Here is a 19,474-nt window from a genome sequence, read left to right on the forward strand (position 1 = left end):
TGGCGTGGTCGCGCAGGTCAGAGTCAGTCATTGGCCAAGCGGGTAGCGCCACGGATGGCAAGCGGCAGCTTGGCCTTGGGGGAGGCGACACCACCGCACGGCGATGTCGCGCCTCGTTAAGCTGTGACCGCAGGGCGGCGCGAGAGACGCCCTGCGGTGTGGTGCCGCCAATGCGGCGGGCACGGCTGCAGCCAGGTGCTAGCCTTGCTGTTTCGCCCACTCTTCCGGCGTCTGCGCCTTGACGATGGAGAGCGCGTGGATCTCGTTGCTTTGCAACTGTTCCTTGATCACTTCCTTGACCAGGCGATGCCGGTCGATCAGGCGTTTGCCGGCAAAGGCCTCCGATACCACGACGGCGTAGAAGTGGTGGCCGTCGCCTTCCACCTCGAGATGGGTGCAGTCGAGGCCGGCGGCGATGTACTGTTTGACTTGTTCGGTAGTAGCCATGCTGTGTGATCCTTGCGAACTATCCTAGTGTCTGAGCTTGTAGCCACGATGAAGCAGCCACAATGCCAGAGCGGACAGCAAAATGAAACTGGCGCCGACCACGCCGAGCGACAGCCAGGGGCTGATGTCGGCCTGGCCGAAGAAGCCGTAGCGGAAGCCGTCGATCATGTAGAACACCGGGTTGACGTGCGATGCGGCACGCCAGAAACCCGGCAGGCTGTGGATCGAGTAGAACACCCCGGACAGGAAGGTGAGCGGCATGATCAAAAAATTCTGGAACGCCGCCAGCTGGTCGAACTTCTCGGCCCAGATGCCGGCGATGACGCCCAAGGTGCCGAGGACCGCCGAGCCCAGCAGGGCGAAGATCAGCACCCACAGCGGGTGCGTGGGCAGGCCGAGACCGAACCAGGACGTCACCAGCAGGACGCCGGCGCCCACGGCGAGCCCGCGCACCACCGCGGCCAGCAGGTAGGCGGCGAAGAACTCCAGCGCGGTCAGCGGCGGCAGCAGCAGGAACACGATGTTGCCGGTGATCTTGGACTGGATCAGGCTGGACGAGCTGTTGGCGAAGGCATTCTGCGCCATCGACATCATCGCCAGGCCGGGGATCAGGAAGGCGCTGTAGCTCACCCCAGGGTAGGCTTCGACGTGCTTCGACAGCACGTGGGCGAAAATCAGCTGATACAGCAGCGCGGTGAGCACCGGCGCCGCCACGGTCTGGAAGGAGACCTTCCAGAAGCGGACGAGTTCCTTGCGGAACAGGGTGAGGAAGCCCTGCATCAGTTGGCCCCCCTTGCATCGTGTGTACGAAGACGTCTTCCAGATCGACCTCGATCATGCTCAGTTCGCGCACCTCGACGCTAGCCTGGCGCAGCGTGGCCAGCACGCCCTCCAGCGCGCCGAGTTCGGGCAGGCGCAGGATGTGGCGGCCGTCTTCCTGGCGCAGCCGCAGCGCCTCCAGGCTCGCCGGCAAGTCGGACGACAGCTTCAGGGCGACGTCGCGCTCGTTGCTGCGTGCGAGCAGCTTGTCCTTGGTTTCCAGTGCGACCAGACGGCCCTTCTTCAGCATCGCGATGCGGTTGCACAGGGCCTCGGCCTCTTCCAGGTAGTGCGTGGTGAGCACGATGGTATGGCCGGCATGGTTGAGTTCCTGCACGAAGCTCCACAGGCTCTGGCGCAGCTCGACGTCGACGCCGGCGGTGGGCTCGTCCAGCACGATCACCGGCGGGCGGTGCACCAGCGCCTGGGCCACCATCACGCGCCGCTTCATGCCGCCGGACAGCGCGCGCATGTTGACGTCGGCCTTGTCGGAGAGGCCGAGCTTGAACAGCAGCTCGTCGAGCCAGGCGTCGTTACGCGTCAGGCCGAAGTAGCCGGACTGGAAGCGCAACGTCTCGCGCACCGTCAGGAAGGGGTCGAACACCAGTTCCTGAGGAACCACCCCCAGGCTCTGACGCGCCGCCTTGTAGTCGCTGACCACGTCGTGACCCATGATGCGGATGGTGCCGCTATCCGGGCGCGTCAGGCCCGCCATGGCGGAAATGAGCGTGGTTTTGCCGGCGCCGTTGGGGCCGAGCAGGGCGAAGAATTCGCCGGGTTCGACGCGGAAGCTGACGTTGTCGAGGGCCAGCAGTTGGCCGAAGCGTCTGCTGACCGCGGAAATGTCGATGGCCGGGACCATGGTGGCTGGGGATCGGGTAAAAGGTAACAATTATACTGCCGGCTTAGGGGAGGAGGGAAAGTTGTTCCAGTACCTCGGGCTTGAACAGTCCTGCATAGAGGCAGGACAACAACGCCGGGGTATCGCGTGCGAGGTCGAAGCGTTGCGCGTCGGCCAGCCAGATGCGCAACAGGCCGTCGTGCAGCGCCTGCAGCGACTGTGCCGCCATCACCGGCTGCACCAGGGGCTGCAGCTGGCCCCGAACTTGTGCGGCCAGCAGGATCTGGGTCAGGGTGGAGTGGGCCTCGCGCATCTTGGCAATGCATTCGTCCTGCACCGGGGCCAGCTCGTCGACATGCTCGGTGCGCAGGAAGATCACCTGCAGTACCCGTTGCAGGCGGGCGTCGAGGGTGACCGAGCGCAGCAGGCTGTTGCTGAATCTCCACAAGGCCGCCGCCGGGTTGTGCGCGGCACCGGCCTTGAGTTCGCCGAGGTGAGTGTCGAAGTTGGGGATGATGCGGTCGAGCATGGCACGGTACAGGTCGAGCTTGTTCTCGAAATGCCAGTAGACGGCACCCCGGGTGAGGCCGGCGGCGCTGGCGATGGTCGCCAGGGTGGTACGGGAAACGCCATGCGTGCTGAACAGCGCCTCGGCGGTATCCAGGATGCGACAGCGGGTTTGCTCGGCTTCTTCTCGGGTGCGACGTGCCATGGTGCTCGGTGGTTTGATACAACCGCCGAGTTTAACGGCCGGCCGGCGATTAGCCTACTGGTTATAAGAGAAACGCCGCGCTTTAGCCGTACGGCATGACTGAGGGGCATCGAGGCTCGTGGCGGCGAGACGCGTCAGCGCCGCCGCCGTCGGCAGGTTGGCCGAAGCCCGGTGTGGCGGGTTTACAGCGGGGCCGAGGCCTCGGCGGGGGTCGGCGCCATCAGCTGGTCGATGTCGAGATTTTCGTCATCGGACGGCGCCTTCGGCAGATCGGCACCGACCTGCTTGGCGCGTAGCTGCAGGTAGGCATCGCGTATGTAGGAGTAGGGGTCGAGGGCCGCTTCGTCCACGGTTTTCTCGAGGCCAAGCAGGCGCGCGCGCGTGTTCACGCCATCGAGTACGGCGCCGGCGGCCAGTTGGGTGTGGGTCTGGAACACCACGCCCGGTTCGGGACTGGCGGTGTACGTGGCGGCGGTGCCCAGGCCGTCGCGCACGGTGGAGGGTCCCAGGAGCGGCAGCACCAGGTAGCTGCTGTTCTTCCAGCCCCAGCTGGCGAAGGTATCGCCGAGCGTGGTCTTGTTGTTGGCGAGGCCGGCCGGGGTGGCGATGTCGATCAGGCCGAACAGGCCGAAGGTGGAGTTGAGCGCCACCCGCATCACGTCGTTGGTGGTCTTCTGTGCATCGGCGCGCAGGGCGTTGTTGACGGCGCTGTAGGCATCGCGGATGTTGTCGAAGAAGTTGCCGACCGCGATGCGCAGCGGGCGCGGCGTGACGGTGCGGTAGCCCTCGGCCACCGGTTTCACCACGGCGCGGTCGGCAGTGTCGTTGAAGCGGTAGACGGCGCGGTTCATCGGCTCGAGTGGGTCGAGCGGTTCGTGGGGGTTGGCGCAACCGGCCAACGCGATGCTCAGCAACAGCAGGTGAGCGGTTTTCATGACAGATTTCCGGAAGGGCCTTGCAGCAGTTCGTCGAGTCCGTAGAGGCGGGCCAGGCTCGCCAGCGTGGGGGGCAGGGTGCCGATGCGCAAGACGCGACCGCCTTGCCGACCGTGCCGCACCAGCTCCAGCAGCAGTGCCAGCGCCGCCGAGTCGGACGCGGTGACACCGGACAGGTCGATTTCCTGTGCCGCGCTGCCGTTCAGCTGGCGCTTGAGCTGGACCAGCTGGGCCGCAGCGGAGTCCATGTCGATCCGGCCGGACAGCTGCAGCCGGCTGGAAGCGGCCGTATCGTTCATTACGCCCCCGTGCCTTTGGCCAGGTTGTCGTTCTTGTTGCGCAGCACCTTGATCAGGCCGTCGATGCCGTTCTTGCGGATCTCTTCGTTGAACTGGTTGCGGTACACCGTGACCAGACTGGCGCCCTCGACGCTGACGTTATAGACCTTCCAGCCCTGCGCCGTCTTGTACAGCGTGTAGTCGATCGCCACCGGCTTCTTCTCGCCGTTGCTGGGCAGTGTCACTTCCGACTTCACCGTGGCTTCGCGGCCGTCGTTGGCGAACACGGCGTTCGGCTTGACGTCGACCTGGGCGTTCTTGAAGCGCGTCATGGTGGAGGAGTAGGTGCGCGACAGCAGGCTCTGGAATTGTTGCGTCAATTCGGTCTGCTGCTGAGGGTTGGCTTCACGCCAGCCGCGGCCGACCGCGAGCGCCGTCATGCGCTGGAAGTCGAACTTCGGCAGCACCAGCTTTTCCACCTGGTCGCGGATCTTGGCGGTGTTCTTGCCGTCGTCCTGCTTGATCAGGTCGAGCACTTCGCGCGAGGTGCCGCGCACCATGTCGACCGGGGAGTCGGCGGCCAGTGCCGGAACGGACAGGCCCAGCAGCATGGCCAGGCTAACGAGCAGTTTTTTCATGATTGTTCACGCTTTATGACAGGTCATGGGTAAGCCGGAGGGAGGGGCGGCCTTACTGCGCGCCACTGCTACCGGCGGGGCTTCCTTCTTTGGCAGCGCCTTTTTCGGCAAAGTTCAGCATGAATTTGCCGATCAGCTGCTCCAGCACCAGCGCCGACGAGGTCAGGTCGATGCGTTCGCCGGGCTTCAGATTGTCCGGGTCGCCGCCCTGCACCAGGCCGATGTACTGCTCGCCGAGCAGGCCGGAGGTAAGGATTTCGGCGCTGGTATCGCGGCTGAACTGGTAGCGTTTGTCCAGCGACAGCGTCACCTTGGCCAGGTAGCGCTGGGTGTCGAGCTCGATGCTGGCGACGCGGCCGACTACGACGCCGGAAGACTTCACCGGCGCCTTGACCTTGAGGCCGCCGATGTTGTCGAACTCGGCGTACAGCGGGTAGCTGGCTTCGGCGCTCTGCGGGGTCAGGTTGGCAACCTTGAGCGAGAGGAAGGTGACGGCGGCAATGCCGATGGCGACAAAAATGCCGACCCATAAATCAATCGTCGTGCGTTTCATTCGGTTTCTTTTCCTAGAACATGAAGGCGGTCAGCACGAAGTCCAGCGCCAGGATCACCAGGGCGGAGGTGACCACGGTGCGCGTGGTGGCCGAGGAGACGCCGGCCGCGGTCGGCGTGGCGTCGTAGCCTTCGAAAACGGCAATCAGGGTGACGGCGATGCCGAAGAACAGGCTCTTGATCAGGCCGTTGATGACATCGTTGTGCAGGTCCACCGAGTTTTGCATCTGCGACCAGAAGGTGCCTTCGTCGAGCCCGATCAGCTGCACGCCGACGAAATAGCCGCCGAAGATGCCGGTGACGTTGAACAGCGCGGCCAGCACCGGCATCGAGATCACGCCGGCCCAGAAGCGCGGCGCCACCACGCGGGCGATCGGGTTGACCGCCATCACGCTCATGGCGTCGAGCTGCTCGGTGGCCTTCATCAGGCCGATTTCGGCGGTCATCGCGCTGCCCGAGCGGCTGGCGAACAGCAGTGCCGCCAGCACCGGGCCCAGTTCGCGCAGCAGCGACAGCGCCACCAGCGCGCCCAGCGCATCGGCCGAGCCGAAGCGCGACAGCGTGTTGTAGCCCTGCAGGCCCAGCACCATGCCGACGAACAGGCCGGAGACCACGATGATGATCAGCGACAGCACGCCGGCGAAGTACACTTCGCGGATGGTCAGGTTGAGGCGGCGGAAGCTCTGCCCGGATTGCAGCAGGATGGCCAGCAGGAAGCGGCTGGCGAAACCGAGTCGCCAGATGGCGTTGATGGTGACGTGGCCGAGGTGGCGCAACGGGGCGGTGAGGGTTTCAAACATGGCGGACTCCGCTCAGGCCCAGGTCGTCGGCCAGGCTGCGCTGGGCCGGGTAGGCGAAATGCACCGGGCCATCGGCCTCGCCGTGCACGAACTGGTGTACCCACGGCGAGTCGGAGGCGCGGACTTCTTCCGGCGTGCCTTCAGCGACGATGCTGCCGTTGGCGACGAAGTAGACGTGGTCGACGATCTCCAGCGACTTGTGCACGTCATGGGTGACCATCACCGCGCTGGTGCCGAGCGCGTCGTTGAGTTTCTTGATCAGCAGCGCGATGACGCCGAGCGAGATCGGGTCGAGCCCGGTGAACGGTTCGTCGTAGAGCATGATTTCGGGGTCGAGCGCGATGGCGCGGGCCAGGGCGACGCGGCGCGCCATGCCGCCGGACAGCTCGGCCGGCATCAGTGCCTGGGTGCCGCGCAGGCCGACGGCGTTGAGCTTCATCGTCACCAGGTCGGCGATCATCGACTCCGGAAGCCGGGTATGTTCGCGCAGCGGAAACGCCACGTTGTCGTGCACCGACAGATCGGTGAACAGGGCGCCGAACTGGAACAGCATGCCCATGCGGCGGCGGTGGGCGTGGAGCTCGCGCGCGTTCATGGTGGCCACGTTCTGGCCGTCGACCAGCACTTCGCCTCGCTGGGCGCGGTATTGGCCGGAGATCAGGCGCAGCAGCGTGGTTTTGCCGCTGCCGCTGCCGCCCATGATGGCGACCAGCTTGCCGCGCGGAATGCGCAGATTGATGTCTTTCAGGACCGGTCGGTCGTTGTAGCCGAAGCTGACCTGCCTGAATTCGATGAATGAATCGTCTTGGGACACGGAGGTTCCGGTTGCGTCTTTATCAGGAAGCAAGAGCGTATGAGCCCTTGGCGGGCGATTGACGGATTTTATCCTGTTGTGCTGGGCGCGCCAAATCCGACCGATGGAACAGTCTGTTCTGTTGCGGTGCACACAACGGTTTCGGGGGTTTCGGGCCACCTGGGGAAACAAAACAGCCCGGCGGAACCGGGCTGTCTGTCAGGTGCGGTCCGGCTCAGACGCCGCGCAGCAGGTCGTTGATGCTGGTCTTGCTGCGGGTCTGGGCGTCGACCTTCTTCACGATCACGGCGCAGTACAGGCTGTGGCTGCCGTCCTTGGAGGGCAGGTTGCCGGACACCACCACCGAGCCCGGCGGAATGCGGCCGTAGCTGACTTCGCCGGTTTCGCGGTCGTAGATCTTGGTGGACTGGCCGATGTAGACGCCCATCGAGATCACCGAGCCTTCGCCGACGATGACACCTTCGACCACTTCGGAACGGGCGCCGATGAAGCAGTTGTCTTCGATGATGGTCGGGTTGGCTTGCAGCGGCTCGAGCACGCCGCCGATGCCGACGCCGCCGGAGAGGTGCACGTTCTTGCCGATCTGGGCGCAGGAGCCGACGGTTGCCCAGGTGTCGACCATGGTGCCTTCATCGACGTAGGCGCCGATGTTGACGTAGGACGGCATCAGCACGGTGTTCTTGGCGATGAACGAGCCCTTGCGCGCCACGGCGCCCGGCACCACGCGGAAGCCGGCCTGCTGGAAGCGCTCCTGGTTCCAGTCGGCGAACTTGGTGTCGACCTTGTCGAAGTAGCGCGACACGCCGTCGTCCAGCACGGCGTTGTCGCGGATGCGGAACGACAGCAGCACGGCCTTCTTCACCCACTGGTTGACGACCCAGTCGCCGTCGATCTTCTCGGCGACGCGCAGGCGGCCGGCGTCCAGTTCGTCGATGACCTGGCCGATGGCGGCCTTCAGTTCGGCGGAAACGGTGGCGGGGGTGATCTCGGCGCGCTTTTCGAACGCGTCTTCGATCAGGGTCTGGATCGGGTGCATGTGGTTCAGTCCTTGTGCAAGATGGATGGTGGTCATTGTAGTGGTTTCCGGTTCAGGCGTGGCGTCGGGCAAAGCGTACCAGGCGCTCGGCGGCCTCGACGCAGTCGGCCAGCGGCGCCACCAGGGCGATGCGGATGTAGCCGGCGCCGGGATTGACGCCGTGGGCGTCGCGCGCGAGCAAGGAGCCGGGCAGCACGGTGACGTGTTCTTCGGCGAACAGGGCGCGGGCGAAGGCCTGGTCGTCGCCGCCGGGCACGCGTGCCCACAGGTAGAAGCTGGCATCCGGCAGGCTGACAGCGAAGGCTTCGGCCAACTTGGCGTGAACCGCCGCGAATTTGGCGCCATACGCCGCGCGGTTGGCCTCGACGTGCTCTTCGTCGTTCCAGGCGGCGACGCTGGCGGCCTGGATGGTCGGGCTCATGGCGCCGCCGTGGTAGGTGCGGTAGAGCAGGAAGCTTTCCAGCAGCGCGGCGTCGCCGGCGACGAAGCCGGAGCGCAGGCCGGGCGCGTTGGAGCGCTTGGACAGGCTGGTGAACATCACCAGGCGGCGGAAGTCGCGGCCCAACTGCTTGGCGGCCTGCAACCCGCCCAGCGGCCGCTGGCCGAAGTGGATCTCGGAGTAGCATTCGTCCGAGGCGATGACGAAGCCGTATCGGTCGGACAGCTCGAACAGCCGGCGCCAGTCGTCCAGGTTCATCACCGCGCCGGTGGGGTTGCCCGGGCTGCACACGAAGACCAGCTGGGTGTGCTGCCATACCGCCTCGGGCACCGCCGCCCAGTCGGGCTGGAAGCGGTTCTCGGCGAGGCAGTTGACGTAGTACGGCTCGGCGCCGGCCAACAGCGCCGCGCCTTCGTAGATCTGGTAGAACGGGTTGGGCGAGATCACCACCGGCTTCTGTGCGCCGGAGGCGTCGATCACGGTCTGCACGAAGGCGAACAGCGCCTCGCGGCTGCCGTTTACCGGCAGCACTTCGCGCAGCGGGTCGAGCGTGAGGCCGTAGCGGCGCTCGGCCCAGGCGGCGCAGGCCGCGCGCAGGGCGTCGGAACCCAGCGTGGCGGGGTAGCTCGCCAAGCCGTCGAGCGCATCGACCAGGGCCTGCTTCACCACGTCCGGGGTCGGGTGCTTGGGTTCGCCGATCGACAGGTTGACGTGGGGCAGCCCGGCCGGCGGCGTCACGCCCGCCAGCAGCGACCGCAGCCGCTGGAAGGGGTAGGGCTGCAGAAGGGCAAGATTCGGATTCACTTTGGGCTCCCGGCGCGACGACAAAGCGGCTATTTTAATGGAGATCGGTGCGGTTGGTGCAAAACAAACGCCGCTGCCGGGGAGGCGGCCTGCTACGCTCCCGCACCGCAGGAGGTCCGGCTGATCGCGCGCAAGAACATCGAAGCCATCGTTTCCCGGCAACGGAAGAAACCGTGACGGACAAGGCCGGCTACGTGCTGACCCGCTGCTCCGGCCACGCGGCGCGCCGCGTTCCCGGCGACCATCCGGGTCCGGGGCACGGCAAGGGGAGGGCACCGGCTGTCGGCCTGCCCGGTGCAGTCCATGGCGTTGCCGGCGCCGGCATCATGACAAAAGCCGGACCCCGATGGGGTCCGGCTTTTTTTGCGGGCTTCGGCCAACCCCGCTTCAATAGTGCGGCGGAATCTCGTGCCCGCCCGGCGCGTCGTTGCCCGGCTGGTTGCTGCGCAGCTGCTGGTACAGCACGCGGATCTGTTGCTGCAGCAGGTCGATCTGTTGCTGCTGGCGCGTCACGGCGAGGTTGAGCGCGTCGAGCAGGTCATCCTGGAAGGCCACTTTGACTTCGAGGTCGGTGAGGCGGGAGTCGTCCATGCGGTGTCCTTGGGTGGCGACGGTGTGGGGGAGCGATTTTACCGCACTCTCGCTGTGATCCGCTCATTCCTGCCTGGCCGTTTCCCATGCGCCGTCGGCGTGGCGCGTCACGCCCTCGGTGGCGGCAAACTGACGGCGCATCGCGGCGATCACGGTGTCGCGCAGGTAGCGGTGCAGCGGGTGGCGGTCGTTGCGGCGGTGCCAGACCAGGCCGACGGTGATGCGCGCCTCGCCCGGCAACGGCGCGCAGGCCAGCTCCGGGGTGGTGCTGAACAGGCCGCGGTAGATCGCCGGCTGGATCGACATCAGCGGCGCCTGCGCGACGATGTGGCTGATCGCCAGCAGGCTGGCCGACAGCACCTGCACGCGGCGTTCCACGCCGTGCGCCGCGAACAGATGGTCGACCACCCCGGCGACGGTGCCGCGGTAGCTGCTGACGACGTGGTCGCAGGAGGCCAGGTCGGCGAGCGTGGCGGGCTCCGGCAGCGGCAACTGGCGCCGCGAGTGCACGCTGATGAAGTCGGATTCGAACAGCCGCAGCCGGCTGTGCCAGTCGCGCAGCGCCAGCGGCGCGGCGGTGATCAGGAGGTCCACCTCGTCGTGGTCGAGCGCGGCCAGCTGCTGGTCGGTCTCCAGCAGTTGTGAGCGCAGCCGCACGCCGGGCGCATCGCGGCGCAGCGTGGCGATCAGCGCCGGGTAGAGCAGCGCCTCCATGCCGTCCGGCGCCGCCAGGCGGAAGGTGGCGTGCGCCGCGGCCGGGTCGAACGCGTCGGCGCGGAAGAGGAGCTGCTGCGCTTGTTCCAGCCAGGCGCGGACCTGCGGCGCCAGTTCGCGGGCGCGCGGGGTGGGCTCCATCTGGTGGCCGCTGCGCACGAACAGCGGATCGTCCAGCAGCTGGCGCAGCCGTGCCAGCGCGTGGCTCATCGCCGGCTGTCCGAGAAAGAGCCGGGCGGCGGCGCGGCTGACGTGGCGCTCCTGCATCAGCGCATCGAACGCCACCAGCAGGTTGAGGTCGAGGCGGCGCAGCGCGTCGTGGCTGAAATCGACTTGATTCATGATTTGTATGAAGTTAATCGATTTCCATGATAGTACGGCCGCTGCCGATAATGGGGTTTTGCCTCGCCGTTGCTGGTGCCGCCATGCCGTCTGCCGCCCTCATCGCCCCGCGTTACTCGTTGCACCACGTCGCCATCGCCGTGATCGTGCTGCTGGAATACCTGCAGAGCGTGATGGTGGCGTTCGGCTCGGCCGCCATCCGTCACGGCGTGCAGGCCTCGCCGCCGCAGTTCAGCTTGGCCGCCGCCTGCTACGCGGCGGTGGCGGTGCTGATGATCCTGAGCCACCGCTGGTGGGTGCAGCGGCTGGGCTACCGCACCCTGCTGCGGCTGTCGCTGCTGGTGTTCGGCGCCGGTGCCGTGCTGTGCGCGCTGTCGCCCAACGCCGGCGGCTTCATCGTCGCGCGCATGGTGCAGGCGCTGGGCGGGGCGGCGTTCTTCACCGCGTCGCGGGTGCAGATCCTGCATTACCAGGGGCCGGCGCGCCTGCCGGCGCTGCTGTTCCTGCCCTTCGGCATCATGCTGGGCTCCGGCCTGGCGCCGATCCTGGCCGGGGCGCTGCTGGCCGCCTTCGACTGGCGCGCGCTGTTCTGGGTGATGCTGCCGCTGGTGTGGCTGGTGGACGGGGTGGTGCGCCATGCCATGCCGGAGCACGAGCCGGTGGAGAACGAGCGGCCGGACCAGGCGCATCCGTGGGGCATGCTGCTGCTGGCGGGCGGGGTGTTCCTGCTGCAGTTCGTGCTGGAGCGCGCCCGTTTCGAGCCGTGGACGCATGGTCCGCTGCTGTGGGGCACCGGGCTGCTGGCCCTGGCGTTGCTGGTGCTGCACGGGCGGCACGAGTGGCGCCGCCCCACGCCGCTGGTGCCCTACCGCCATTTCATCAGCGAGCGCTACCTGTGGGGCATGGCGGTGTACGGCTTCGGCTACCTGGTGGTGTCGTCGTGCAGCTACGTGTTGCCGCTGTTCCTGGCCGAGGGCCTCGGGCTGAGCCTGGCGCAATGCGGCTGGCTGCTGGGGCTGACCGGGCTGGCCGCGATGCCGTTCGCCGTGCTGCACCTGAAGCTGATGCTGCGCTGGCCCCATCTGCGCCGGTTCCTGCTGATCGGCACGCTGTTGCTGGCCGCCTTCGCCGGGCTGATGGCACGGCAGCAGCCGGCGGCGACGGGGTGGCCGCTGTGGCTGGCGGTGTTCCTGCTCAACGGGGTGTTCATGCCGTTCCTGCTCGGCACCGCGGCGGCCAGTACCTTCAGCCAGGTGGACGAGCGGGTGTTCAGCCACGCCTACCAGGTCAAGAACGCGATGCGCGAGGTGGCCAACGCCGTCGGCCTGCTGCTGGGCACCGCGCTGCTGCAACAGCGCAGCGCACTGCACGCGGCGCGTGAACCGGAGCTGGCATCCGGCCAGCTGGTGTTGCTGGCCGGGCAGGATTTCTTCTGGACGCTGCTGCTGCTGGCGCTGGCAGTGGGGCTGCTGCTGCAACTGCAGCGCCGCTTCGTGTAGCGTCCGGCCTCCGTTCCCGTGTGCCAGCCCTGTCGCGGGGCCGGCTTACGCCCCCAGCTGGGCGGCAAACTGCTCGGGGATCGCCGGACGGCCGCGCTCGTTGATCGCGGTGCCGATGATCAGCCCTTCCAGCACCACCTTCTGGTCCGCCTGGCGGATCACCTGCTGGCGGAAGCCGAAGCGCACCTTGGACACCGGCTCGAACGCCACCGTCACCGTGAACTGGTCGCCGCTGGTCAGCGACGCCTTGTAGTCCAGTTCCGAGCGCACCACCACCAGGTTGATGTTCTGGCGCGCCAGTTCGGCAAAATCGATGCCCTTTTCCAGCAGAAACTCGTGGCGGGCATGCTCCAGGTAGTTGAAGTACACCCCGTTGTTCACGATGCCCTGCATATCGCATTCGTAATCGCGCACCTTGAATTCAACGGCAAAAACAGACATCGGCTAGCTCCAGATCGGGGTTTGACAGGTGGCCGGCACACGGCTGCCGGCGCGTTGGCAGGCAGGCTGGTCGGCGTGGGCCATGGGGCGGGGAGTGTAACGCATGTGGGTGCGGTCAGGGGACCGCCACGCGGGGCGGTGGCGGCAGCCTAACCCTGCGGCCGCAGCGCCTTGATCACGTAGAGGTCGAAGCGGGTGGACTTGCCCTCCAGCACCGCCGACGGCTTCACGCCCTCGATGACCGGGCCGCGCTGCGGCCGCTTCACCACCACCCGCACCGTGGCGGCGGCGATGGCGGCCTGCAGCAGCGCGGCACTGTCGAGGTCGTCGCCGATCACCTGCTGAAACGCCTGCATGCCTTTCTTGGCGGCGGCGCTTTTCTTGTCGGTGTCGGGGAACATCGGATCGACGAACACCACCTGCGGCCGTTCCGCCTCGGGCCGTTCGGCCTGTGCCGCCAGCCACTGGATGGCGTCGGCGTGCACCAGCGTCATGCGCCGCGCGATGTCCATGGTGTCGAGGTCGACGCTGGCGCGCTCCAGTGCGTCGAACAGCAAGGCCGCCGCCACCGGCGAGCGTTCCAGCAGCGTCACTTCGCAGCCCAGGCTGGCCAGCACGAAGCTGTCGCCGCCGAGGCCGGCGGTGGCATCGACCACGCGCGGCAATTCCTTGGCGCCCTTCAGCCCGATCGCCTTGGCCACCGGCTGGCCGCGCCCGCCACCCTGCTCGCGGCGGTGCTTGGCCGCGCCCTCGACGAACTCGGCGTACACCGCGCCGTGCTTGCCGCTGGTGAGCAGCTCCAGCCGTTCCGGCCCCAGCTCCAGCCAGTAGCCGGCGTCGGGGCGTCGGGTGACCAGCGGCAGCGCGAAGCGCTCGGCAAGACGATGGGCGGTGTCGCGGCGCGCCGGCTCGGCGCAGTACAGCGGGGTGGGGTTCATGGACGGTTTCCGGGGAACGACGCGGCGAAGATACGGCAAGGCGCGATCAGCGGCAACCGCGTGGCCTTAGCGTTTCCATGCCAAAAACATAAAATGGCGCAATGCTCCCGATCGCAGCCTTCTGCGCCGGCATCACGCTGTGCGCCTTCCTCCCTGAACTGCCCGACGCTCGCTGGCTATGGCCGGCGCTGGCGGGGGCCGCCGTGCTGGCCTGGCGCCTCGATGGTCGTCGCCGCCAGGCCGCGCTGTGGCTGGTATGCGCCCTGGCCGGGCTCGGTTACGCCGGCTGGCGTGCCGAACTCAGGTTGGCCGAAGCGCTGGCGCCGCCGTGGGAAGGGCGGCCGGTGGAGTTCGTCGCCGTGGTGCGCGGCCTGCCCGACCCGGGCGACTACGGCGTGCGGCTGAACGCCGAGGTGGAACAGGTGCTGACGCCGGGCGCGCGCCTGCCGTCCCGGGTGCAGCTGAGCGATTTCCGCGGTGGCGACTGGCCGGCCGGCAGCCGCTGGCGGCTCACGGCACGTTTCAAGGCGCGCCACGGCACGGCCAACCCGTTCGGTTTCGACGGCGAGGCGTGGATGTGGTCGGAAGGGCTGCTGGCCAGCGGCTCGATCGGCAAGGGCGCCCAGCGGCTGGAGGACGCTCAGGATGCGATGGCGCGCATCGACCGCCTGCGCGCCGCCGTGCAGGCCCGCATCCAGCGGGTGCTGGGCGACACGCGCGAGGCGGCGCTGATCGGCGCGCTCACCGTCGGCGCGCAGCAGGCCATCGCGCGTGAGGAGTGGCAGCGCTTTGCGCGCACTGGCCTGACCCACCTGGTCTCGATCTCCGGCCTGCACATCACCATGGTCGCCGGACTGGCCGCAGCGCTGGCGGCCGGCTGGTTGCGTCTTCGGCCAACCTTGCGTGTGCCGCCGCGGCTGGTGATCGCCGCCGTCACCGTGCTGGCGGCGCTGGCCTACGCGCTCTTGGCCGGTTTCTCGGTGCCGACCCAGCGCACCCTGTTCATGCTTGCCGGCGCGGCCTGCCTGCTGGTCTCGCGCCGCGCCTACACGCCGTTCCAGGTGTGGTGGCTGGCGCTGGCCGTGGTGCTGCTGATCGATCCGTTCGCGGTGCTGGCGCCCGGGCTGTGGTTGTCGTTCGGGTTGGTGGCAGCGTTGATGGCCGCGACGCTGGCGCGCCGCCGCCCGCCCGGCAAGCTGCGGGCGGCGCTGGCCGGGCAATGGGCCGCGCTGGTGATGTCGCTGCTGCCGCTGGCGCTGTTTTTCGGCACCCTGCCGCTGGTGTCGCCGCTCGCTAACGCCGTGGCCATTCCCTACATCTCGGCCTTGCTCACCCCGCTCGCGCTGCTGGCGGTGGCGCTGCCGTTCGACGCCTTGTTGCACCTGACCGCCAGCTTGGCCGAAGGCTTCTTCTACGGGGTGGACCGGCTCGCGCTGCTGCCGTCGTGGTCTCTCCCCGGGCTGCCGTGGCCGCTGCTGGCGCTCGGCGCGGTAGGGTCGCTGTGGCTGATCGCGCCACGCGGCGTGCCGTTGCGGGGATTCGGCGCGCTGCTGCTGGCCCCGGCGCTGCTCTACAGCCCGCCGCGGCCGGCGCAGGGGACGCTGCGGGTGCAGGTGTTCGACGTCGGTCAGGGCTTGTCGGTGCTGCTGCAGACCGCGCGCCACGACCTGCTGTACGACACCGGGCCGGGGCAGGCCGAGCGCGTGCTGCTGCCGCAGCTGGCCGGCCTCGGCGTGCGGCGGCTCGACGCCCTGATGCTGTCGCACCACGACAGCGATCACGACGCTGCCGCGGCTGGCCTGTTGGCCGCCGTGCCGGTGATGCGGGTCTGGGCCGGTCAGCCCGCGTCGCTGGCGGGGCAGCGCGACGATGCCGTGCCCTGCGCGCCGGGGCAGAGCTGGGCCTGGGACGGGATCCGCTTCGACGTGCTGTGGCCGCCGGCCGGGCTGGCGGGGGAGGACAACGCCCACAGTTGCGTGCTGCGCGTGGCGACCCTGACCCGGGCGGTGCTGCTGACCGGCGATATCGGCCGGCGCGAGGAAGAGGCGTTGGCGGCGCGCTACGGCCGGGCGCTGGCCAGCGAGGTGTTACTGGCCCCGCATCATGGCAGCCGCGGCGCCTCGGGGGAGGCACTGCTGCAGGCGGCGGCGCCGCACTGGGGCGTGTTCAGCGCGGGCTATCGCAACCGCTACCGCCATCCGCACCCGCAGACGCTGGCGCGCTACCGGGCACAGGGGGCCCAGGTGCTGCGCACCGACCAGCTTGGGGCACTGCAGATCGACCTGGGGGAGACGCTCGCCATCGGCGCGTTCCGGCGCCAGGCGCCGCGCTACTGGAGGGTGCGTGCGGATGTTGGGGACGACGAGGTCACAGCCGCAGCCGGGCGATGACCTGGTTGCCGTCCCCGCAGTACTCGAGGTGGTCGAACGAACTCAATTTCGCCAGCAGGATGCCGCGGCCGTGCGGGCGCAGCAGCGCCGCCGGGCCGGCGTTGAGGATGGACTGCCAGTCGAAGCCCCGGCCCTGGTCGGAGACGGTGAAGGTGATGTCCTCGGCGCTGCGGCGAAAGCGCACGCTGACCTGACGCTGGGCGTAGGCCGGGTCGGACAGCCCGGCCTGCAGCGCGCTGTCCCAGCTCTCCTCGGCCAGCAGGCGCTGCTTGTCCTGGAAACCGAACCCCAGATTGCCGTGTTCGACGGCGTTGGCGATCAGCTCGTAGAGGCCGCTGGCGACCCGTTCCGGCACCGGGCAGGCGCGCGCCAGCAACGCCGTCACGGCGTGCGCCTCCTGCAGCGTGCGCAGGGTGAATTCGGCCTCCTGCAGCATCATCATGGTGCCTTCCTGGTGCAGGCCCATTTCGCGGAAATAGAGCTGGCGGTCCCAGTGGTCGACCGCCGCCTTGACCACCGCCAGCAGCATGTCGCGCGAGAACGGCTTGTTGAGGAAGAAGAAAGCGCCGGCGCTCATGCCCTGCTGGATGCTGCCGGGCGAACCGAAGGCGGACTGGATGATCACCGGCAGGCTCTCCATGTCCGGGCTCTCCTTGATGCGGGCCAGCAGTTCCATGCCGTTCAGGCCGGGCATCATCTTGTCCAGCAGCACGGCGCAGAAGCGTTCGTGTTCGGCCTCGAGGCGGGCCCAGGCCTCCTCGCCGCTGTCGGCCTGCACCGTCTTGTAGCCGTCGCTTTCCAGCAGTTCGCTCATCAGTTCGAGACTAAACGGCTCGTCGTCAACCAAGAGTAGCGTGTGTTCCATCATGCTCCGTTCCGAGTGGGGCGGGCCTGGGCCAGCGTGGCAGGATGAAGCGGAAAATGGCGCCGCCGCCGTCGGCGTTCCCGGCGCTGATCTCGCCGTCGTGGGCGAGCACGATTTCGCGACAAATGGACAGGCCGAGCCCGCTGCCGCCGGCGCCGGTCTTGGTGGCGCTGCCCTGCACGAATTTGTCGAAGATCGGCTCCCGTTCGTCGTCGGCGATGCCCGGCCCCTGGTCGGTCACCGCCACCTCGACCCGGTCGATGCCGTCGGCGTCGGCGCGGGGGGCGACATGCACCGTGATGACGCCGCCTGGCGGGCTGACCTTGATGGCATTGGCGAGCAAGTTGCGCATCACCTGGCCGATGCGCAGCGGGTCGAATACCGCCGGCAGCGTCAGGCTGTCCGCTTTCAGTATAATGTCGATGCCATTTTTTGCTGCCATCGGCAGCATTTCCTCCCGTGCCTCGTACACGCAGCGCAGCAGGTCCTGCGGCATCATCTGGAATTCCATGCGCTTCACTTCCATCTTGGCCAGGTCCAGCAGGTCGTTCAGCAGTGTCAGCAAACGCTTGCCGCTGCGGTGGATGCGCTCGAAATAGTGCTGCTGCTTGGGGGTGTTGTCGCTGGCGCTGCGCCGCTCCCCCATTTCGGCAAAGCCCAGGATGGCGTGCAGCGGGGTGCGCAGTTCGTGTGACATATTGGCCAGGAATTCGGTCTTGGCGCGGCTGGTGTCCTCGGCCAGGGTCTTGGCCTCGCGCAAAGCGGCCTCGGTGGTGCGTTGCGCCGAGATGTCCTGGAAGATCCACACCGACCCCAGCCCCGGCAGGGCCGGATCGAGCGCCTTGCCGTAGAGCTGGCACCACAGGGTGCCGCCGTCGCCGTCGCGCAGGCGGAGGTCCTGCTGGCATACCTGCCCCTGCGACAGCACGCCGTACAGCAGGCGCACCAGCCGCTGCCATTGCTCAATAGACTCGAAGATCTGCGTGGTCGGCTGCTCCACGACGTCGTCGGCGGGCAGCCGGAACAGCTCCAGGAAGGCGCGGTTGACCTGCTTGAAACGGTGGTCGGCGACGTAGGCCATGGCGAGCGGGCTGGCGTCCAGCAGCGCGGCGAGCTGCTGGCGCTGCTGTTCCACCTGGCCCTCCAGGGTGTTCTTCAGCGCCAGCAGCGCCGCCTCCTGCTCCTTGCGCTGCCGGATGTTGCGACAGACCAGCAGAAAGCAGGTGTCGTCGGGCTGGTCGACCTGGCTCAGCGTCAGCTCCACCGGCAGGCGGCTGCCATCCTCGCACCGCAGCTGCGCCTCGAACGGCGCGCCTTCGTGTTCGGCCGCGATCTGGCCGAACGGCCGGTGGCGCTCCGGGTCGACCCAGTCGGGGAACAGGCTCGCCAGCGGCCGATGAGGCAGGCACTCGTCGTGCCGCCCGATCAGCCGCGCCGCCGCGGCGTTGGCGGCGCGCACCGTGCCGTCGCTTTCCAGCAGCAGGATGGCGTCGGAGCTGGCTTCCAGAATGGCGCGCTGACGCGCCTCGCTGTCGGCCAGCGCCTGCTCGGCGCGGCGGTGTTCGTCCAGCTGACGGTGCAGCGAACGGTTGCTTTCCATCAGTTGGTCATGCTTCACCAGCAGGGCGTGGCGGAACTGCAGGTTGCTGTGGCCGAGGCGGTAGAGGTAAATCAGCAGGCACAGCGCCCCGGCCGCCGACAGCATCAGGACCAGCAGATCGTGGTCCTGCAGCGCCAGCGCCGGGTCCCTCTGGGCGAACACCGCATACTGCAGCGTCATGCCGCCCAGGGTGAGGGTGCGTGCCTGCAGCGGGGCGGAGACGGGCAGGGGATGGCCGGGGTGGCTGTCGAGAAAGGGTGTGCCGGGCTGCTGTTCCTGCCAGGCCACCAGCCGCAGCTGGCTGACGGGGGCCGTTCCATCCGTCAGCGGTGAATTCAGCAGCGCCGACGGGTTGAGTCGCAGCAGCAGCACGCGCGTCTGCTGTGGCAGCGGGCTGACGATGTCCAGCCGCGGCGGCGATGCCGGCTGGGCCGCCGTCACGTGCAGCCGCGGACGCTGGGTGTTGAGCGCGCTCTCGAAGGTCGGCATCCAGTCGGCGCGGGCCCCCAGGTCGATGCCGATGCGTTGCTGGCTGTCCGGCGTGCCGGCCAGCAACAGCCGTACGTAGTAGAACGGGCGGGGCGGGGCGGGGGGCTGTTGGCCGCCGGCGTGGTCGCGGATGGGCTGGCCGAGCCGCGCCTCCAGCGCCGGGCGCTGTGCCGCGGTGATGCGCTCCACCAGCGCCACCTCGGTATAGCCGGGGTCCTGCTGGCGCAGCGTCCCCAGCCACTCGTCGAGCCCGGCCGGGGAGATGTCATGGTTGGTCTGCAGCGCCAGCAGGCGGGCGTGGTCGAGCCCGGCCTGCAGCTGCCAGGCCACGGCCTGCAGCCAGACCCGGCCACTGGCCTGATCGTGCTCGAGCTGCTGCTGACGGCGGCTGTCGGCCAGCAGCCAGGCTTCGCCGCAGAGCAGCAGCATCAGCAGCAGGCCGGTAAGGAGGACAAGGCGGGGCGGGGTGATCCGGCGCATGTCCGTCGCC

19 protein-coding genes and 1 pseudogene are annotated in these 19,474 nt (G+C 68.1%); 2 read left to right on the plus strand and 18 right to left on the minus strand.

Going from position 1 to position 19,474, the window contains the following annotated elements:
- Positions 1–198: 198 nt before the first annotated feature.
- From ABKF58_RS06090 to ABKF58_RS06155, 14 genes and pseudogenes are all read right to left on the minus strand, one after another.
- Positions 199–447 carry a BolA family protein gene (locus ABKF58_RS06090; protein WP_008955914.1) on the minus strand — a complete coding sequence of 83 codons (249 nt, stop codon included), beginning with the start codon at positions 445–447 and terminating at the stop codon, positions 199–201.
- 24 nt (positions 448–471) lie between these two features.
- Positions 472–1,227, minus strand: coding sequence for an ABC transporter permease (locus ABKF58_RS06095; RefSeq protein WP_294867568.1), 756 nt, complete (start codon positions 1,225–1,227; stop codon positions 472–474).
- A 7-nt stretch (positions 1,228–1,234) separates the two neighbouring features.
- Positions 1,235–2,128 (minus strand): annotated as a pseudogene (locus ABKF58_RS06100) (ABC transporter ATP-binding protein); the annotation flags it as partial.
- A gap of 43 nt (positions 2,129–2,171) precedes the next feature.
- Complete coding sequence (locus tag ABKF58_RS06105; protein WP_482583821.1) at positions 2,172–2,819, minus strand: TetR family transcriptional regulator; 648 nt, start codon at positions 2,817–2,819, stop codon at positions 2,172–2,174.
- A gap of 182 nt (positions 2,820–3,001) precedes the next feature.
- Entirely contained in the window at positions 3,002–3,754 is a 753-nt protein-coding gene (locus ABKF58_RS06110) for an MlaA family lipoprotein (protein WP_294867572.1), read from the minus strand.
- Entirely contained in the window at positions 3,751–4,053 is a 303-nt protein-coding gene (locus ABKF58_RS06115) for an STAS domain-containing protein (protein ID WP_482583823.1), read from the minus strand. The genes ABKF58_RS06110 and ABKF58_RS06115 overlap by 4 nt, the downstream gene beginning before the upstream one ends.
- Positions 4,053–4,670, minus strand: a complete 618-nt coding sequence (locus tag ABKF58_RS06120; protein ID WP_482583824.1) for an MlaC/ttg2D family ABC transporter substrate-binding protein — start codon at positions 4,668–4,670, stop codon at positions 4,053–4,055. The genes ABKF58_RS06115 and ABKF58_RS06120 overlap by 1 nt, the downstream gene beginning before the upstream one ends.
- A gap of 52 nt (positions 4,671–4,722) precedes the next feature.
- Positions 4,723–5,223 carry an outer membrane lipid asymmetry maintenance protein MlaD gene (gene mlaD, locus ABKF58_RS06125; protein WP_008955907.1) on the minus strand — a complete coding sequence of 167 codons (501 nt, stop codon included), beginning with the start codon at positions 5,221–5,223 and terminating at the stop codon, positions 4,723–4,725.
- Positions 5,224–5,236: 13 nt separating this feature from the next.
- Positions 5,237–6,022, minus strand: coding sequence for a lipid asymmetry maintenance ABC transporter permease subunit MlaE (mlaE, locus tag ABKF58_RS06130; protein WP_008955906.1), 786 nt, complete (start codon positions 6,020–6,022; stop codon positions 5,237–5,239).
- Entirely contained in the window at positions 6,015–6,836 is an 822-nt protein-coding gene (locus ABKF58_RS06135; RefSeq protein ID WP_482583825.1) for an ABC transporter ATP-binding protein, read from the minus strand. Before ABKF58_RS06135 ends, mlaE begins: the two co-directional genes overlap by 8 nt.
- 214 nt (positions 6,837–7,050) lie before the next feature.
- A complete protein-coding gene (dapD, locus tag ABKF58_RS06140) occupies positions 7,051–7,872 on the minus strand; it encodes a 2,3,4,5-tetrahydropyridine-2,6-dicarboxylate N-succinyltransferase (protein ID WP_041703658.1) in 822 nt (273 codons plus the stop codon).
- A gap of 52 nt (positions 7,873–7,924) precedes the next feature.
- Positions 7,925–9,115, minus strand: a complete 1,191-nt coding sequence (gene dapC, locus ABKF58_RS06145) for a succinyldiaminopimelate transaminase (RefSeq protein ID WP_482583827.1) — start codon at positions 9,113–9,115, stop codon at positions 7,925–7,927.
- Positions 9,116–9,502: 387 nt separating this feature from the next.
- Positions 9,503–9,706: a SlyX family protein gene (locus ABKF58_RS06150; protein WP_482583829.1), complete on the minus strand. Its 204-nt coding sequence runs from the start codon at positions 9,704–9,706 to the stop codon at positions 9,503–9,505.
- A 63-nt stretch (positions 9,707–9,769) separates the two neighbouring features.
- Complete coding sequence (locus tag ABKF58_RS06155; protein ID WP_482583830.1) at positions 9,770–10,762, minus strand: LysR family transcriptional regulator; 993 nt, start codon at positions 10,760–10,762, stop codon at positions 9,770–9,772.
- A gap of 83 nt (positions 10,763–10,845) precedes the next feature.
- On the opposite strand from ABKF58_RS06155, the gene ABKF58_RS06160 reads away from it, so the two are divergent.
- Entirely contained in the window at positions 10,846–12,261 is a 1,416-nt protein-coding gene (locus tag ABKF58_RS06160; protein ID WP_482583832.1) for an MFS transporter, read from the plus strand.
- Between the two features lie 45 nt (positions 12,262–12,306).
- On the opposite strand, the gene ABKF58_RS06165 is transcribed toward ABKF58_RS06160, so the two are convergent.
- The gene (locus ABKF58_RS06165; protein WP_008955899.1) at positions 12,307–12,702 is read right to left on the minus strand and encodes an acyl-CoA thioesterase; all 396 of its coding nucleotides are present in this window, start codon (positions 12,700–12,702) and stop codon (positions 12,307–12,309) included.
- Positions 12,703–12,851: 149 nt separating this feature from the next.
- Positions 12,852–13,640: a class I SAM-dependent methyltransferase gene (locus tag ABKF58_RS06170; protein ID WP_482583834.1), complete on the minus strand. Its 789-nt coding sequence runs from the start codon at positions 13,638–13,640 to the stop codon at positions 12,852–12,854.
- A gap of 101 nt (positions 13,641–13,741) precedes the next feature.
- Between ABKF58_RS06170 and ABKF58_RS06175 the strand changes: the two genes are divergently transcribed.
- On the plus strand, positions 13,742–16,030 hold the full coding sequence (locus tag ABKF58_RS06175) for a DNA internalization-related competence protein ComEC/Rec2 (protein ID WP_482583836.1): 2,289 nt from the start codon (positions 13,742–13,744) through the stop codon (positions 16,028–16,030).
- On the opposite strand, the gene ABKF58_RS06180 is transcribed toward ABKF58_RS06175, so the two are convergent.
- A complete protein-coding gene (locus ABKF58_RS06180; RefSeq protein WP_482583838.1) occupies positions 16,008–16,898 on the minus strand; it encodes a response regulator in 891 nt (296 codons plus the stop codon). The genes ABKF58_RS06175 and ABKF58_RS06180 overlap by 23 nt on opposite strands.
- Positions 16,870–19,464: a sensor histidine kinase gene (locus ABKF58_RS06185; RefSeq protein ID WP_482583839.1), complete on the minus strand. Its 2,595-nt coding sequence runs from the start codon at positions 19,462–19,464 to the stop codon at positions 16,870–16,872. Before ABKF58_RS06185 ends, ABKF58_RS06180 begins: the two co-directional genes overlap by 29 nt.
- Positions 19,465–19,474: the final 10 nt, after the last annotated feature.

The sequence above is a fragment of the Pseudogulbenkiania sp. AW2-16 genome (assembly GCF_056824575.1).

What these genes read in the sequence shown, in the direction of transcription:
- ABKF58_RS06090 (WP_008955914.1), bottom strand. Translation starts at nt 447, where the DNA reads ATGGCTACTACCGAACAAGTCAAACAGTACATCGCCGCCGGCCTCGAC.
- ABKF58_RS06095 (WP_294867568.1), bottom strand. Translation starts at nt 1,227, where the DNA reads ATGCAGGGCTTCCTCACCCTGTTCCGCAAGGAACTCGTCCGCTTCTGG.
- ABKF58_RS06105 (WP_482583821.1), bottom strand. Translation starts at nt 2,819, where the DNA reads ATGGCACGTCGCACCCGAGAAGAAGCCGAGCAAACCCGCTGTCGCATC.
- ABKF58_RS06110 (WP_294867572.1), bottom strand. Translation starts at nt 3,754, where the DNA reads ATGAAAACCGCTCACCTGCTGTTGCTGAGCATCGCGTTGGCCGGTTGC.
- ABKF58_RS06115 (WP_482583823.1), bottom strand. Translation starts at nt 4,053, where the DNA reads ATGAACGATACGGCCGCTTCCAGCCGGCTGCAGCTGTCCGGCCGGATC.
- ABKF58_RS06120 (WP_482583824.1), bottom strand. Translation starts at nt 4,670, where the DNA reads ATGAAAAAACTGCTCGTTAGCCTGGCCATGCTGCTGGGCCTGTCCGTT.
- mlaD (WP_008955907.1), bottom strand. Translation starts at nt 5,223, where the DNA reads ATGAAACGCACGACGATTGATTTATGGGTCGGCATTTTTGTCGCCATC.
- mlaE (WP_008955906.1), bottom strand. Translation starts at nt 6,022, where the DNA reads ATGTTTGAAACCCTCACCGCCCCGTTGCGCCACCTCGGCCACGTCACC.
- dapD (WP_041703658.1), bottom strand. Translation starts at nt 7,872, where the DNA reads ATGCACCCGATCCAGACCCTGATCGAAGACGCGTTCGAAAAGCGCGCC.
- ABKF58_RS06150 (WP_482583829.1), bottom strand. Translation starts at nt 9,706, where the DNA reads ATGGACGACTCCCGCCTCACCGACCTCGAAGTCAAAGTGGCCTTCCAG.
- ABKF58_RS06155 (WP_482583830.1), bottom strand. Translation starts at nt 10,762, where the DNA reads ATGAATCAAGTCGATTTCAGCCACGACGCGCTGCGCCGCCTCGACCTC.
- ABKF58_RS06160 (WP_482583832.1), top strand. Translation starts at nt 10,846, where the DNA reads ATGCCGTCTGCCGCCCTCATCGCCCCGCGTTACTCGTTGCACCACGTC.
- ABKF58_RS06165 (WP_008955899.1), bottom strand. Translation starts at nt 12,702, where the DNA reads ATGTCTGTTTTTGCCGTTGAATTCAAGGTGCGCGATTACGAATGCGAT.
- ABKF58_RS06170 (WP_482583834.1), bottom strand. Translation starts at nt 13,640, where the DNA reads ATGAACCCCACCCCGCTGTACTGCGCCGAGCCGGCGCGCCGCGACACC.
- ABKF58_RS06175 (WP_482583836.1), top strand. Translation starts at nt 13,742, where the DNA reads ATGCTCCCGATCGCAGCCTTCTGCGCCGGCATCACGCTGTGCGCCTTC.
- ABKF58_RS06180 (WP_482583838.1), bottom strand. Translation starts at nt 16,898, where the DNA reads ATGATGGAACACACGCTACTCTTGGTTGACGACGAGCCGTTTAGTCTC.
- ABKF58_RS06185 (WP_482583839.1), bottom strand. Translation starts at nt 19,464, where the DNA reads ATGCGCCGGATCACCCCGCCCCGCCTTGTCCTCCTTACCGGCCTGCTG.